This is a genomic window from Pseudonocardia aurantiaca (genome assembly GCF_039526725.1).
GTDB classification, from domain to species: Bacteria; Actinomycetota; Actinomycetes; order Mycobacteriales; family Pseudonocardiaceae; genus Pseudonocardia; species Pseudonocardia aurantiaca.
The window spans coordinates 653472-668889 of record NZ_BAAAJG010000003.1 but is presented as its reverse complement, the minus strand read 5'-3'; the positions used below and the strand labels follow the sequence as shown (position 1 = coordinate 668889).

11 protein-coding genes and 2 pseudogenes are annotated in these 15418 nt (G+C 68.8%); 9 read left to right on the top strand and 4 right to left on the bottom strand.

Features of this window, described 5'->3' with window-relative positions; all coding sequences use genetic code 11:
• Positions 1–69 precede the first annotated feature (69 nt).
• The gene (locus tag ABD143_RS07770) at positions 70–1005 is read right to left on the bottom strand and encodes an alpha/beta fold hydrolase (RefSeq protein WP_343973303.1); all 936 of its coding nucleotides are present in this window, start codon (positions 1003–1005) and stop codon (positions 70–72) included.
• A 506-nt stretch (positions 1006–1511) separates the two neighbouring features.
• On the opposite strand from ABD143_RS07770, the gene ABD143_RS07765 reads away from it, so the two are divergent.
• The 3 genes and pseudogenes from ABD143_RS07765 to ABD143_RS07755 form a co-directional block, all read left to right on the top strand.
• A complete protein-coding gene (locus ABD143_RS07765; protein ID WP_343973301.1) occupies positions 1512–2381 on the top strand; it encodes an aldo/keto reductase family oxidoreductase in 870 nt (289 codons plus the stop codon).
• Between the two features lie 242 nt (positions 2382–2623).
• Positions 2624–2902 (top strand): hypothetical protein, encoded by a 279-nt coding sequence (locus ABD143_RS07760; RefSeq protein WP_343973299.1) that lies wholly within the window; start codon positions 2624–2626, stop codon positions 2900–2902.
• Between the two features lie 677 nt (positions 2903–3579).
• A pseudogene (locus tag ABD143_RS07755) lies at positions 3580–3939 on the top strand (transglycosylase family protein); the annotation flags it as partial.
• Positions 3940–4156: 217 nt separating this feature from the next.
• Here ABD143_RS07755 and ABD143_RS07750 read toward each other — a convergent pair.
• The 3 genes from ABD143_RS07750 to ABD143_RS07740 form a co-directional block, all read right to left on the bottom strand.
• On the bottom strand, positions 4157–4360 hold the full coding sequence (locus tag ABD143_RS07750) for a hypothetical protein (RefSeq protein WP_343973296.1): 204 nt from the start codon (positions 4358–4360) through the stop codon (positions 4157–4159).
• A gap of 170 nt (positions 4361–4530) precedes the next feature.
• A complete protein-coding gene (locus ABD143_RS07745) occupies positions 4531–4950 on the bottom strand; it encodes a hypothetical protein (protein ID WP_343973293.1) in 420 nt (139 codons plus the stop codon).
• Between the two features lie 480 nt (positions 4951–5430).
• The gene (locus ABD143_RS07740) at positions 5431–6141 is read right to left on the bottom strand and encodes a TetR/AcrR family transcriptional regulator (RefSeq protein ID WP_343973290.1); all 711 of its coding nucleotides are present in this window, start codon (positions 6139–6141) and stop codon (positions 5431–5433) included.
• 95 nt (positions 6142–6236) lie between these two features.
• Between ABD143_RS07740 and ABD143_RS07735 the strand changes: the two genes are divergently transcribed.
• The 6 genes and pseudogenes from ABD143_RS07735 to ABD143_RS07710 all read left to right on the top strand — a co-directional run bounded on the left by ABD143_RS07735 (position 6237) and on the right by ABD143_RS07710 (position 15320).
• Positions 6237–7130 (top strand): SDR family oxidoreductase, encoded by an 894-nt coding sequence (locus tag ABD143_RS07735; protein ID WP_343973288.1) that lies wholly within the window; start codon positions 6237–6239, stop codon positions 7128–7130.
• 218 nt (positions 7131–7348) lie between these two features.
• The gene (locus tag ABD143_RS07730) at positions 7349–8695 is read left to right on the top strand and encodes an MFS transporter (protein WP_343973285.1); all 1347 of its coding nucleotides are present in this window, start codon (positions 7349–7351) and stop codon (positions 8693–8695) included.
• Between the two features lie 117 nt (positions 8696–8812).
• Positions 8813–8992, top strand: a pseudogene (locus tag ABD143_RS07725) (transcriptional regulator); the annotation flags it as partial.
• A 55-nt stretch (positions 8993–9047) separates the two neighbouring features.
• Positions 9048–10025 carry a squalene cyclase gene (locus ABD143_RS07720; protein WP_343973281.1) on the top strand — a complete coding sequence of 326 codons (978 nt, stop codon included), beginning with the start codon at positions 9048–9050 and terminating at the stop codon, positions 10023–10025.
• A gap of 131 nt (positions 10026–10156) precedes the next feature.
• The gene (gene lysS, locus ABD143_RS07715) at positions 10157–13411 is read left to right on the top strand and encodes a lysine--tRNA ligase (RefSeq protein ID WP_343973279.1); all 3255 of its coding nucleotides are present in this window, start codon (positions 10157–10159) and stop codon (positions 13409–13411) included.
• A gap of 262 nt (positions 13412–13673) precedes the next feature.
• On the top strand, positions 13674–15320 hold the full coding sequence (locus ABD143_RS07710; protein ID WP_343973277.1) for a solute symporter family protein: 1647 nt from the start codon (positions 13674–13676) through the stop codon (positions 15318–15320).
• The last annotated feature ends 98 nt before the right edge of the window (positions 15321–15418 follow it).

Here is a 15418-nt window from a genome sequence, read left to right as displayed (position 1 = left end):
ACGTCACATGATCATTCTCCCGTGCCCCTGCCCGACATCAGCCGGCGACACGCGAAAGACACCAGCCACCTAGACGCCGTCCAGGAACCCCAGGATCCGCTTGTTGATCTCGGTCGGGCGCTCGACCATCATGAAATGGCCGACTCCCTCGATCAGCTCGGACCGCGAGCCCGGTCCGCAGAACTCCGGCACGCGGTCCACCTGGGCCTGCGTCATTCCGTGGCAACCGTCGTGGGTGCCGTGCAGGTACAGCGTCGGCTGGGTGATGTTCGCGCCCCACGCGTCGGCCTGCTCCGCCACCCAATCCGGCGACCCGAATCGCGCCGGGTCGAACTGACAGCGGTAGTAGCCGAGCACGGCCTGGAAGTGGGCAGGGTCGCGGATGCAGTCCTTGACGTGGGGCAAGTCCTCGCTTGCGTCGTACCCCGGCGACCAGTCGCCCCAGATTCGGTCGATGAACGCGAAGTCGTCAGCCGCGATCACGTCGGCGGCCACGTGCTGCATCTGGAAGTACCAGAAGTAGAACGAGCGCTTGATTTGATCATAGGTGGGGATGTTCTCCCCGAAGATCGCGAACGGCGGGATGTTGATGACGACGCAACGCCCCCACCGATGCGCCCCTTTCGCCGCCGCGCCCCAAGCTCCGACCGCGCCCCAGTCGTGCGCGATGAGTATCGCGTCGCCGCCGCCCCCTAGTGCCTCGTGCAACGCGTTCTGGTCGGCCACCATCGTGCTGCTGTGGACGTGGTGCCGGTCCCCCGGCAGCTCGGTGGGAGCGAACCCCCGGTTGAAGGGCGCAACCGCCCGGTACCCCGCGTCAGCGAGCGCCGGCAAGAGGTACCGGTAGCTGTGAGGCGAGTCAGGGAAGCCGTGCACGCACAGCGCGAGCGGACCCTCACCCATTGTCAGGTACTCGAAGTTCAGCCCGTTCGCCCGAACCGTTCCCCGCTCGATCTCCGCCATTGCACGCCCCTCCACCCCGTCGAACCCTCGAATGGAGCCCATGACGATCCTCGCTTCCAAAGCCGGCGGAAGCTCCGGCGGCGCGCCCGGCGCCGAACTGCAGAAGTTGAGGCCGCCCGGGCCAACCGTGTTCGGACGGATGCTGCGCAGGGCGGGACAACAGGTCGGGACAGCACTGCGCCGTTCGCAGCCCGAACCGATCGACCTGCCCGCTTTGCGTGTTCTGCCCGAGACTGAGGCGTGCACCGGGTACGCGTCACCGGATCCGGCAGCTCCGTGAACAGCACGTGGACCTCCCGCATCATCACAGTCGCCCGGTCGAGTCGGCGGCATCGAGGAAGGCGACGACGTCCGCGGCGAGATCGTGGGCGGCAGGTCCAGCGGGTAGGCGTCATGCGCGGCAACCGCGCGGATCGTTGGCTACCTGGCCCTGCCGCTCCCAGGATCGTCAGAGCTCTGCCGTTTCGCGCCGATCGGCGGAGAGTGGGGTCATCACATATGAAGCCGGTACGGATCATCCAGACACCGAGACCAAGAAGAGAGCATTCGTGACATCCGCGACAATTCCCGGCGGAACGTTCGCCCTTTCCCAGGATCTGACGCTCACGCGGATGGGCTACGGCGCCATGCAACTCGCCGGGCCCCACGTGTTCGGGCCCCCTGCCGACCGCGACGCCGCCGTGGCCGTGCTCCGCGAAGCCGTGCGCCTGGGCATCACCCACATCGACACGAGCGACTTCTACGGCCCGTACGTGACCAACCAGATCATCAAGGAAGCCCTGCACCCCTATCCGCGGGACCTGCACATCGTCACCAAGGTCGGGGCGTTGCGGGACGCCGACGGGAACTGGCCGAAGGCGCTGGCTCCGGAGCAGCTGCGCCAGGCCGTGCACGACAACCTGGATCACCTCGGCCTCGACGCGCTCGACGTCGTGAACCTCCGCGTCGGGGATTTCGACACCCCTGTGCCCGGCTCGATCGCCGAGCCGTTCACCGTGCTCGCGCAACTGCAGCAGGAAGGGCTGATCAAGCACCTCGGTGTGAGCACGGTCAGCGCCGAGCAGGTCACCGAGGCACAGTCCATCGCGCCGGTCGTCTGCGTGCAGAACTTCTACAACCTCACCCACCGCAGCGACGACGATCTGATCGACAACCTCGCGGGGCAGGGCATCGCCTACGTGCCCTACTTCCCCCTAGGCGGCTTCTCCCCACTCCAGTCCGAGCAACTGAACGCGGTCGCCGCGCGTCTCGGCGCGACCCCGATGGCCGTCGCGCTGGCGTGGCTGCTACAGCGTTCACCGAACATCCTGCTCATTCCCGGCACGTCGTCCGCCGCCCACCTGCGCGAGAACGTCGCCGGTGCGGCGCTGACACTGCCGGATGACGAGCTGGCCAGGCTGAACGGCATCGACTCGTGAACAGCGGGTAAACGCGATTCGGGACATTTCCGGCTACCCGGTACCCGGTACGTCCTGCCCCCGCCAGCAGGGCGGTAACCGGGCCGATGACCGGGTTAGCGTGGACACCACGAGATCACGACCATCGGGACGTGCCACTTAAGATGCCATTCACCGAGAGTTTCGACGCCCTCGTCGTCGGCAGTGGGGAAGCGGGCAAGTACCTCGCTTGGACGCCGGCGAGCGCAGGCTCTCGCACGGCAGTGGTGGAGCTCACCCAGCCGATGGCCGCCGTTCTGAGGACGCGGACGCTGTCTGAGCCGCGCGGGTTCATGAAGATGCTCATCGCTGAGGGCAACGACGAGATTCTCGGCTTCACCGTGTTCGGGGCCGAGGCCAGCGAACCGCTGGCCGCTGTGCAGACGTCGATGATAGCTCGCATGCCCTACACCGCGCCGCGGCGTGCGATCTGCGCACACCCGACGACCACCGAAGGGCTGACCTTCCTGCTGAGAAACACACCCGCCAGCCTCGCACGCTGACACCAGGCGAACGCGTCGGCCGGCCGTCGCGTTGGGCATGTTCCCCCTGATCACGTAGCGCCGGCCGGATCTCCGGTCGGCGGAGACCGGGCAATCGACTCGCCTGCCCGAACACACGCTCCCCTTCATTGTCGGCCTGGCGGCGTGGCGCAGGCGCGTCCGCTCCGCTGCGCGTTGCGCTCAGCACAGATCCCTGCCGCCGGCACCCGTCCGGCCGTTCCCGCGAGTCGGCGGGCTGCTTGCGATGACCGCGCGGCGGAACCCGGATCGCGAGGTACGACGCTTTTGCCCCTCGGCTGCCATCCCGCGATCAGCAATAGTTCCGGAATGAATGCATTTTCTCGCCGGTGATCATTGCGGGATGGTTCGCGCCCTGACCAGGGGCTTTGCGTGATCCATATCTCGATAGCCGGACATGGGTGAGGTTCGTCACCGGCAAGGACTTGACCGACCGCCGGTTCCAGCTCGTAACGTCCTATCTCGGTCGCGCCGAAGAAGGGCGATCGAAATGCATCCGGAACCGCCGCGCTCCCCAGTCCCACGGTTCCGGTCCGTCGAGATCACACCTCGGGACTAGGCCGAGACGGCCATTCATTCGAGTCGACCCCACGACTCGGACACGCCCGCGTCAGCCGGATCCCCCCGGCCCGCGATTGAGCAGGTCGTCTCGGGGCGCAATGGAGAAAGCGAATATGAACCCCCGATCTAATTCCCGCACGAGCCGACGACTGCTGCGCGTGGCCCTGGCCGGCGCAATTGCACTCGGCGCTCCCCTCGCCGTCGCTGGAGTCGCCAACGCCGCACCTGCTTCCACCTGGGACCGAATCGCCCAGTGCGAGAGCAGCGGTAACTGGGCGACCAACACCGGAAACGGTTTCTTCGGCGGACTGCAGTTCACGCTGAGCACCTGGCACGCATTCGGTGGCGTCGGCATGCCGAACCAGGCCAGCCGCGAGCAGCAGATCGCCGTCGCGGAGCGCGTCCAAGCAGGCCAGGGCTGGGGCGCATGGCCGGTGTGCTCCAAGCAGGCGGGTATGGCCTAGCTGGACCGAGCCGGCACGGCTGTTCACAGCGGGCCTGCTGGAATAGGGGACGCCGCCTGACAAATGTACGTGCCGCAGTCTGTGGTCGCCGCCTGATGGCGACTGACAGAATGCAGAAGGAAGCCCCCCGCTCGAACCCGTGAGGGTCGAGCGGGGGCTCTTCTTCGGGCCGCCTGTGGTGAATCCGCGGCCTTTTCTCATCCGCGTTGCGTCAGTTGTGAACGCCCTGGCGAACCCAGTTGACCGCGTCGGGCAGGCTGATACCCCGCGGGTGCCACCCGAAGCGGTTGCTCAGGTCCTGGAACGTCTGCGCGTTCAGGATGTGCCTGCCTTGCAGGCTTCGCACCTGGTCGATGAGCTGGCTCGGCGCACCGTGTGCATTGAGGTAATCGACGAGCTGCTGGAGCGTGTGCACAGGTTCTCCTCCTGATCCTTCAGCGCCCCTCTTGGGCGCCGAGGGCCAGCGTGGTCGCTCATCTGATGAATCGGCTGTGTAACGGCTATGCGGCCTCTGGGCGTTGGATTCGGGGCCAGTCCCACGGGACAGCAGCGGTCGTCGTCTCGACCGCTTTGCGGCGCGGCCGCTCACAGGCCGCCGCGGTCGGTCGGGCGACCTGCCAGGAAGGACCAGGCCAGCACCCAGACCGTGCCGAGCGCCAGTGCCATCCCCAGAGGGACGTGGACGGAGAGCGCCCCCTGGTCCCCGATGTACCCCTGCACCACGCCGAGGACGAACACCAGTGCGCTGATCACGACAGGCCAGACCGATCCGCGCGGCTGTAGCCACAAGAAGACGGCTGCGACCACCATCAGGGCAGACAGCACATGGAAGACGATCGCCCCCGTGGCATGGACGGCAAGCGCGCCAGGACTGCGGCTGAGGACCTGTCCCGCCGTCGCGCTCTGGAACAGGATCCCGAGCGTGCAGAGGATTGCGGTGACCTGCAGCGCCGTTCTCGCCAGGCTGCGGGACCCTCCTCGGACGGACGAATCGATTCGTGACATATCCTACCCTTTCGTCGGTTGAACCGGTTTGACCACAATCCGGACAGGCCATACCGAGATTCGCTGCAGTTCCGGCTGACCTGGCGCTGGTCGGAGTTCGAGCCCGGTCGACGGGATTGGTCGGTCGTCGGTCGTCGGTGGTCGGTGGTCAGTCGTCGTGAATCAGGCCGCCCTGCCGCCCTGCGGCCAGATTGTTTTGTACCCCTGCCCCGGCGAGTCCGACAGCCGATCCGACATCTCGATCACAATCAGGCGTGCGTGGATCTCAGTCGTCGATCGATGCATACACCCCAGTGCGGAAATCATGGGCGATATCGGGCGGGCGAGGGGAACTCCACGCGGAGCCGCCACGCTCGACGCCGCCAGCCGTCGCACCATACTCGCGCTAGTCAAAATCGACGTCCAGGAATGCACACCTATGCCGTCACGGGGTGCTCCCGATCGGTCTTCACGATCGTCTCGGGGTGACGCCCGAGCGGGTCAGCCGGCAGTAATTCGGTCGAGCCATTCTTTGAGTACGCCGCGCTCGGCGACCGTGAGGTTCTCGGTCTCGTCCACGACGGCGCGGAGTGCGGCTGCGGCCCCGACCGGGCCGGGTGCCTGCAGAGTGGGGGCGTCGGTGGTGATCGCAGCGATGACGGCTTCGCGGGCGAGTTCCGACAGCGCTGGGTCCCGATGCTCCTCGGGCATAGCGAGCAGGGTGAGCACGGTTCCGCAGCCGGAGGCGTGAACCAGGTTCACCGCATGCTCCTCACCGACCCGCAGCCGGCCTACCTCGGCCACTCGACGCACATGCGCGCGCAGCACCCGAAAGGCCTGGGCATTCGCCGGGGACGCCGCAGGGGGCCGCGGATCTCCGTACATGAGTGCGTACAGCGCAGGGTTGGCCAGGCCGAACCCGATGTGCAGGTCCCAGCCCGCACGCAGGTCGTCAACCGGATCAACGCCTGTCGGACGGATCACCTTCTCGTCGAGATACGACTGGAAACCGTGCTCCGCGACGGCGTCGAGCAGGCCGTCCTTGTCACCGAAGAGCCGGTAGATCGTGGGCGCCTGGACGCCCGCGCCGGCAGCCACCGAACGGGTCGTCACCGCCTGCCGTCCGCCCTGGGCAAGGAGGTCGGCAGCCACTCGGATGATGCGCGCCCGGGTCTGTCCGCGGGCGCTCTCGACCACCGCGCCATCCGTCACGCCCCAACGTTAACAGGAAACAAGTAGCGCTGATATGTTTCCAGTGGCAGCATCATGCTGGTATCGCTGTTAGCAGTCGGAGAGGGAGCACCTTCATGATCATCGTTACCGGCGCTACTGGCCAGCTGGGCAGCGCCATCGTCGAGCGGCTGCTCGAGCGCGTGCCCGCCGGCCGGATCGGGGTGAGCCTGCGCGATCCGGAGAGAGCCAAAGGGCTCGCCGAGCGCGGTGTCCGCGTGCGACACGGCGACTTCGACGACGCCCCGAGCCTCACCCACGCTTTCGAGGCAGCAGAGCAGATCTTGGTCGTGTCGAGCGCCACGAGCGGTGACGCCGCGGTGCGCCAGCACCGCACGGCCATCGAAGCGGCCAAGGCGGTCGGCGCCGGCCGGATCGTCTACACAAGCCACATGGGTTCGAGCCCCACGTCGTCTTTCGCCCCGATGCTCGACCACGCCGCAACCGAGGCGATGCTGCAGCAGTCCGGGCTCGAGTTCACCTCGCTCCGCAACGGCTTCTACGCCTCGTCCGCGCTGATGCTGCTCGGCCAGGCACTCGAGACCGGCGAGGTCGAGGCCCCCGCGGACGGCCCCGTTTCCTGGACCGCGCACGCCGACCTCGCCGAAGCGGCGACGATCGCGCTCACCGACGAGGGCCGTCTCGACGGGCTGACACCAGCGCTCACCGGCTCCGAGGCCATCGACCTCGCCGACATCGTCGAGATCGCCGCACAGCTCAGCGGTCGTCCGATCAAGAGAACCGTCGTATCGGACGATCAGTACCGCCGCAGTCTGTTCTCCCATGGTGTGCCCGGACCCGCGGCAGACATGCTCGTCGGCATGTTCGCCGCAAGCCGCCAGGGCGAGTTCGCCGCCGTCGATCCCACGCTGGCGAAGCTGCTCGGCCGGCCACCGATGACCATCCGCGACGTCCTGCAGACCCGTGTACTCCATGACGCCGACGAGACGCACGAACGCAGGCACACGTGAGGCGAGCCGCGACCTGAACGGGCGCGCCCGCGCACTCCCTCCGCACAACTCCACCCAACGCTCGTTTTGTCGTAATACGTCCGATAGATCCGCATATCCCAGACCCAGCGTTTGACACCCCCGGGCGAGCGGACGACGTTTGCGCTGTCGGCAGTGTTGGCGATCTGAGGTGGCGCTGTCGATCCATGGTGCGGATGCACAAGATCGGAGAGCCCGCCATGAGCACCGACGCTCAAGCTCCCCCGCTGGTTCGTTCGCAGCGGCGCCGCGCGGTCCTCGCCAGCACGGTGGGGACAGCCATTGAGTGGTACGACTTCTTCCTGTACGGCACGGCCGCGGCGCTCGTCTTTCCGCACGTCTTCTTCCCGGGAGTGAGCCCCTATGCCGGGGTGATCGCGGCGTTCGGCACCCAGTTCGTCGGGTTTGCCGCCCGGCCGATCGGCGCCGCGATTTTCGGCCACTACGGCGACCGGATCGGGCGCAAGGCAACGCTCATCGTCACACTGCTGATCATGGGCATCGGCACCGCCCTCATAGGCGTGCTGCCCGGCTATGCGGCCATCGGCATCGCCGCGCCGGTGCTGCTCACCGTGCTGCGCCTGCTACAGGGCATCGCGGTCGGCGGCGAGTGGGGCGGGTCGGTGCTGCTGGCGATGGAGTGGGGGCCGCCCACGCGCCGTGGGCTCATGGCGAGCTGGCCACAGCTCGGCGTGCCGGTGGGACTGCTGCTCTCGACCGCAATGGTCCAACTCATGTCCTCACTGACCGGGCCGGACTTCCTCACCTGGGGATGGCGGGTGCCGTTCCTCGTGAGCATCGTCCTGGTCGGCGTGGGCCTGTACGTCCGGCTGAAGGTGCTGGAGAGCCCTGAGTTCGCCGCCGTCAAGGAGCAAAAGGCGGTGGCGCGTCGGCCGCTTGTGGAAGTGATCAAGCAGCAGTGGCGCGACATCCTCCTTTCCGCCTTCGTCCGCATGTCGGAGCAGGCACCCTTCTATTTGTTCGTGACGTTCGTGCTGAGCTACGGCACCACGACGCTGGGGCTCCCCCGCAGCCAGCTGCTGAACGCCACGTTGATCGCCGCAGCAATCGGGCTGGTGAGCGTGCCCCTGTTCGGTTACCTGTCCGATCTCATCGGCCGGAAGCTGGTGTATGGAATCGGAATCGTGGGTACGGCCCTCTTCGCATTCCCCTACTTCGGGCTGCTGAACACCCGCGCCGCTGGGCTGGTGCTACTCGCGATCGTCGTATCCCTGATCGTCCACGACATGCAGTACGGCCCGCAGGCCGCGCTTATCGCCGAGACGTTCGGGACCAACGTCCGCTACAGCGGGGCGGGACTGGGCTATCAGCTTGCCTCTGTCATCGCGGGTGGTCCGGCCCCGCTGATCGCGGCGGCGATCATAGAGAAGACGGGATCGAGCATCTGGATCAGCTGGTACATCGTCGGCTGCGCTGCGATTTCGATGATCGCGCTGGTCCTGATGCCCCGCCGGCGAAATGCCGACGATGCCGATCCGGCTTTAGCGGTCGGGGCCACGGACCGGCAGCCCGGTGGGCGGCGCTGAGCGCCAGAAGCGCTCGCTTGCGGCAGTCTGTCTGCTGTTCTCGCTCACGCGTCCTACGGTCAGCCGTGTCGGCGGCGGTAGCCAGACCCAGCGCAGGCTGGCTCGCTACCGCCACGCGGCAGGTTGCGCTGGAAGCACCCAGTGAGTGCCGAGCTCCGGCTGGATCGCGAGGTCATGGAGCTCTCGGCTAATGATGCCCAGCAGCTCGTGGTGTTCCTTCCCGCCGACGACGCCACCGCCGAGGCGTTGAACCGCCTGCGCCGGGCGGGCGGCGCCGGCCTGCGCGCCGTCAACTGAGGAGAAAGGGATTCGCTGCCCCCGCGCACAACATCGACTCCGCTAGTGTCGCTCCATGGCGAGCGAGGCCCCGATCGCGTGGCTCCGCGACTCTGATCCGGCCTTGCGCTGGCAGGTCGAGCGTGACCTCATGGGCGAACCGCCCGAGGTCTGGGAAGCAACGCGGGCAAGAATCGCGACCGAAGGCTTCGGCGCGCGCCTTCTCGCCCTCCAGGACCCGGACGGCCGGTGGGCCGGCGGCGCGTTCTTCCCCTCCGACTTCGACTTCCAGAGTCCTGAAGCAGCAAATGGCGGGCAGCCCTGGACGGCGACCACGTGGACGCTCGACTCGCTGCGGGAGTGGGGCCTCGATCCCGCGGTCCTGCGCGAGCGCCGCACCGCCGAGCTCCTCGCCGAGAACTGCTATTGGGAGTACGAGAACCTGCCGTACTGGGACGGCGAGGTCGACTGCTGCATCAACGCCTGGACGGTCGCGAACGGTCTGTGGCTCGGCGCCGACATCACCGGCATCGTCGACTGGTTCATCGAGCATCGACTCCCCGACGGCGGCTGGAACTGCGAGTGGGTCGAGGGCTCGACGCGATCGTCATTCCACTCGACGCTCAACTCCCTCAAGGGACTGCTCGCCTACGAGGTCGCGACCGGAGGCACCGACGCGACGCGCGCTGCCCGGCACAGCGGCGAGGAGTACCTCCTGCAACGCGCGCTCTTCCGACGGCTCTCGACGGGCGAACCCGTGGCACCGTGGGTGGACCGCTTCGCCTACCCGTTCCGCTGGTACTACAACGTGCTCAATGCGGCCGAGTACTTCCGCCAGGCCGCACTGCTCGACCGCGCGACGCCGGACCCGCGCATGGCTGACGCGATCGAACTCATCCGGGCCGCCCGGCGGCCGGACGGCACCTGGCTCCAGGCCCGCCGGCACCCCGGCCGGGTGTGGTTCGAGGTCGACGCGCCGGCGGGGGAGCCATCGAAGTGGCTGACTCTGTTCGGAACGAGAGTGCTTGCCTGGTGGGGCTCCCGGACTCGCTAGCGGCAACTCGGCCCGCACATGGTCCATTCCCACGAGATGTGCTGCGACCCGCAGCGCCCCTCGCCTGCCACGGCCCGAACATCGACCGGTCGGCCGGTGCGGCCAGTGCCCGCATCGGGTAGGGACACCACATGGCGATTCGGCCGCCCTCGGGCTGCGCCCATCCGTACCGGTTCCCCGATGCGGAGCCGATCGGCGAGGTGCGGACCCGCTCGGCCGGCCTCGGCCCGGACGAGCGGGCCCGCGAACGGGTCCGGGTCGCGGGGCGGGTCGTGCTCGTCCGCCGCCACGGCGGCCTGGTGTTCGCCCTGCTGCGGGACCGAACGGGCGACATTCAGCTGCTCGCCGACCGTGCGGTCCTGGGCCCCGACCGCCACGCCGCGTTCGTCCGGCTCCGGCGCGGCGACTGGGTCGGCGTCGAGGGCGGCCCGATGATCACCTGGTCGGGCGAGCTGTCGATCTGCGTCGCTGAGTTCTCGGTGCTGGCCACGGCGACCCGCTGGACGCCGGGCAAGCGCGGCGACCTCGGCGCCGGAGAGGCCCGGGACCATCGACACCCCCTCGACCTGGCTGTGAACCCGCGCGCCCGGGAGGTCTTCCGGATCCGGCACGCGGCGATCGCGGCGTTGCGGGCCCGGCTCGTCGAGCTCGGGTTCGTCGAGGTCGAGACCCCGATGTTGCACACCGTGCAGGCGGGGGCGACGGCCCGGCCGTTCGTCACACACCACAACGCGTTCGACGTCGACCTGTATCTGCGCATCGCTCCCGAGCTGCACCTCAAGCGGCTGATCGTCGGCGGGATGGAGCGGGTGTTCGAGCTCGGCCGGGTGTTCCGGAACGAGGGCGTCGACGCGCGGCACAATCCCGAGTTCACACTGCTGGAGGCCTACCAGGCCTTCGCGGACTACCACGACATGATGGAGCTCACCGAGGACCTGGTCGCGACGGCTGCCCGCGCCGCATGGGACGGCGCGACGGTGTCGCCAGGGCCCGAGCCGGTCGTCGACCTCACCCCGCCCTGGCCGCGGGTCCGTCTCGCCGACCTCATCGAACAGACCACCGGCGCTCGCATGCACCCGGGCATGCCGGTCGAGGAGGCCCGTGCGGTGCTGGATGGCCTCGACGTGCGCTACGACGACGGGTGGGGCTCTGGCCGGCTGATGCAACGCGTCTACGACGAGCGGGTCCAGCACACGGTGGCCGGTCCGCTGCTGTGCGTCGACTTTCCGGCGGATGTCTCGCCGCTGGCGCGCGAGCACCGCGCCGATCCCGGCTACGCCGAGCGCTTCGAGCTGCTGGTGGCGGGTTCCGAGGTATGCAACGCCTACAGCGAGCAGAACGACCCGGCCGCCCAGCGTGCGGCGTTCGACGCCGAGGCCCGAGCGCGCGCGGCCGGGAACGCCGAGGCGGGCGAGGCCGACGACGACTACCTCCAGGTGCTCGAGCAGGGCATGCCGCCGACCGGCGGGCTCGGCCTGGGCATCGACCGGCTGGTCGCGATCCTTGCGCGAGCGGACTCGCTGCGCGATGTCCTGCTCTTCCCCACCCTGCGTCCGCGCGCGCCCGCCCCCGACGGGCCGATGCCGGCGGCGTCGGAGCCGGACCCGGTCGACGAGCTCGCCACGGCGGGCCCCGTGCCGCAGGGTCCGCCGCTCCCGGAGGTGCGACACGCGCAGAGCCCCGATCCCGGCGCGCGGGTGATCGCCGTGCTGACGGCGGTCGCCGGGGTTTTCCAGTTGCTGGCACCGCTCCCGGCCGTGCAGATCCGGCTCGGGCTGCCGCAGGCCCAGCTCGGACCGGTGTGGCTTCCGGTGGTCGGCTATGTCGTCTCGGTGCTCGTCGGGTTGCTGCTCCTGCTGCTCGCCGACCAGCTGCACAAGAGCAAACGGGCGGCTTGGCGCGTCGCGCTCGTGCTGTTCGCCGTCGCCACGGCGGCGCACCTCGTCAAGGGACCGCACCCGATCGCAGCCGGGTTCTGCGCCGGCATGATGGTAGCGCTGCTCGTGACGCGACGCCGCTTCACCGCAGCGCCGGACCCACCGTCTTTGCTGAGGCTGGTCCGGTTCGTCCCGCTCTACCTGGTCGCCGTCGTGGCGTTCGGCTTCGCCGCGCTCGGGCTGGGGCACCGGTGGGTCCAGCCGGATCTCACCCTCGGCGGAGGTCTCCAGGAGATCTTCGCGGGGCTGGTGGGCGTCGACGGGCCGTACGCGTTCAGGTCACGATTCTTCGCCGCCTTCTTCCCGGACGCGCTGCTCACCCTCGGCGTGCTCGGCCTCGCCGGGTTCGCGTTCCTGCTGCTCCGGCCCCTGGCAAGCCGCCACCAGCACACGCCGCAGGACTGGGAGCACGCCCGGCGGCTCGTGGCCCGGCACGGCTGGGACACGCTGGCGCCCTTCACGCTGCGCCCCGACAAGAGCTGGTTCTTCTCCGCAGACGGGGAGGCGATGCTTGCCTTCAGCTACCTCAACGGGTACGCCCTGGTGGCGGGCGACCCGGTGGGCGCAGCCGGGTCGGTGTCGCAGGTGGTGGACGAGTTCCTGGAGATGTGCAGGCGGCGAGCGTGGAACACCGCGTTCCTCGCCGTCCGGGAACACGACGTGCCGTTCTACGTCGCACGCGGGTTCCACAGCTTCTACCTCGGCGACGAGGCGGTGCTGCGCTGCGACACGTTCACGCTGAAAGGGCGCAGGGCCCTGCGGGCCGCGGTGCGGCGGGTGGGGCGCCGCTACCGGTTCGAGATCCTGCCCGAGTCGCAGGCCCCGCCCGAGCTCGTCGACCGGCTCAACGCCATGAGCAGGCGGTGGCGGGGCAAGGCCCCCGAACGCGGCTTCACCATGACCTTGGGCCAGGACGTCAGTGCGCAGAACGGAGACCCGGAACGGCTGCTCTGCCTCGCCATCGACGATCGCGACGAGCCCGGCGGGTTCCTGCGGATCGTCCCGGCCGGTGGCCGGCTACCCGGCTACACCCTCGACCTCATGCGCCGCGACCCGCACGCGCCGAACGGGATCACCGAGTTCCTCATCGCATCCACGGCGCTGGGCCTGAAGGAACGCCGCGTCGTTCGGTTCTCGCTGAACTTCGCGCTGTGGGGCCGCCTCTTCGCCGACGACGCGGCGTTCACCCCGGCGCAGCGCGCCGCCCGGTGGGCGGTGTCGCTGGTCAACCCGTTCTTCCAGGTCAAGTCGCTGCACGACTTCAACGCGAAGTTCGGCCCGCAGTGGCTACCTCGGGTGATCGCCTACCGCGGCCCAGCCGACCTGCCCCGCGTCGGGCTGCTGTACGCCGGCGCGGAGGGCTTCCTCGCCGTTCCCGGACTCGGCCCTCTGTTCCTCCCGCGGCCGGCCGACAACGCGGCGCCACAAGAGCTTCGGCAGCCTTCGTAACTGATTTCGACCTTATAGTCCGAATAGGTGAGTTAGTTCCGTTTCTCACACGTTGGGACGCGGCCGCTCGTCGCCTTGAATAGGCCATTCGGCCTCCCCGGCCTAGCGCTTCACTCGAATGGGCTATGAGCTGTCGGCATGAACACCGCCCCGGGCCGAACGAGCTCGGGTCGGCGCGCTCGCCCTCACCAGCATCAGGACCAGGGCCGGGGGCTGCACGCCAGGCCCGGTTGCACATCAGGCCATGGCCGGAAGGACTCTCATGCCCTCCGTTGACGTGATCGTCGGCAATCCCGTGTTGAACATCGCGGTGTTCGGGGTGTTCGTGCTGTTCACCCTTGCGGTGGTGGTGCGGACGGGGCGTGGCAACCGGACGGCCGCCGACTACTACACCGGCGGGCAGGTCTTCACCGGTGGACAGAACGGGATCGCGCTGGCGGGGGACTACCTGTCGGCCGCGGCGTTCCTCGGGGTGGCCGGGCAGGTCGCGGTGTTCGGCTACGACGGGGTGATGTTCGCGATCGGCTCACTGATGGGCTGGGTGGTGGCGCTGCTGTTCGTGGCCGAGCCACTGCGCAACACCGGCCGCTACACCATGGGCGACGTGCTGAGCTACCGGATGCGCGCCCGCCCGGTTCGCGCCGCGGCCGCCGCATCGACCCTGCTGGTGTCGCTGTTCTACCTGGTCGCGCAGGTCGCCGGCGCCGGTGGGCTGATCGCGCTGCTGGTGGGGATCCCAGGCGAGGATCGGGTCGGGCAATCCGTGGTGATCGCTGCAGTGGGCGCGGTGATGCTCTCCTACGTGCTGATCGGCGGGATGAGGGGCACCACTTGGGTGCAGATCCTCAAAGCCGGGCTTCTGATCGTCGCCGGGGTGGTGATGAGCGCTTGGGTGCTCGGCCGGTACGCCTTCAACCTGTCCGATCTGCTCGGCGACGCTGTGGAGGCGAACCCGGCCGGGCCGGCGCTGCTCACCCCGGGCCTGGAGTACGGCCACACGGAAATGTCGAAGATCGATTTCATGTCCCTGGGGCTGGCCGGGTTCCTCGGGCCGGCCAGCCTGCCCCATATCCTCATGCGCTTCTACACCGTCCCCGACGCCCGGGCGGCTCGCCGCTCGCTGGTCTGGGCGATCTGGTTGGTCGGCGCGTTCTTCGGGCTGGTGATCGTGATCGGCTTCGGGGCTGCCGCGCTGGTCTCGCCCGAGGCGATCCTGGCCGCGCCTGGCGGCTCGAACGCCGCCGCCCCGCTGCTGGCCTACCGGCTGGGCGGGGAACTGCTGCTCGGACTGGTGGCCGCGATCGCGTTCGCCACCATCCTCGCCGTCGTCGCCGGGCTCACCATCACCGCCTCGGCCTCGTTCGCCCACGACGTGTACGCGAACCTGATCAAACGTGGGCGCGCCGAGCCGGCCCGGGAGGTCCGCATCGCCCGCTGGACCGCCGTCATGGTCGGCGTCTTGGCCATCGGCGGGGGCATTCTGGCCAACGGCCAGAACGTCGCCGTGCTCATCGGGGTGGCGTTCGCCGTGGCAGCCTCGGCGAACTTCCCGGCGTTGATCTACACCGTCTTCTGGCGGCGGTTCAACACCACCGGCGCCCTGGCCAGCATGTGGGGCGGGATGGGCACCGCGCTGGTGCTGGTGGTGTTATCTCCCGAGGTCTCCGGAAGCCCGACCTCCATGCTCCCCGGGCTCGATTTCGCCTGGTTCCCCCTAGCCAACCCGGGCATCGTGTCCCTGCCGGTGTCGTTCGTCCTCGGCGCGGTCGGCACCTGGATCGGTGGCCACCGCGATCCGGACGCCGCCCGGACTCACGCAGAGATGGAGGTGCGCGCCCTCACCGGCGCCAACGTCGTGCCGACCGCCACTCCAGCCCCGGGCGGCGCGTCGAACACCTTTGACGGCTGATCAAAGCAGGACCGGGCACCCGCGTAAACGATGCAAGGACACTCACACGTTCGCCCGGGCGCTGACAGGCCGCCGCCGGTGGAAGTTGTTCGTTTCCG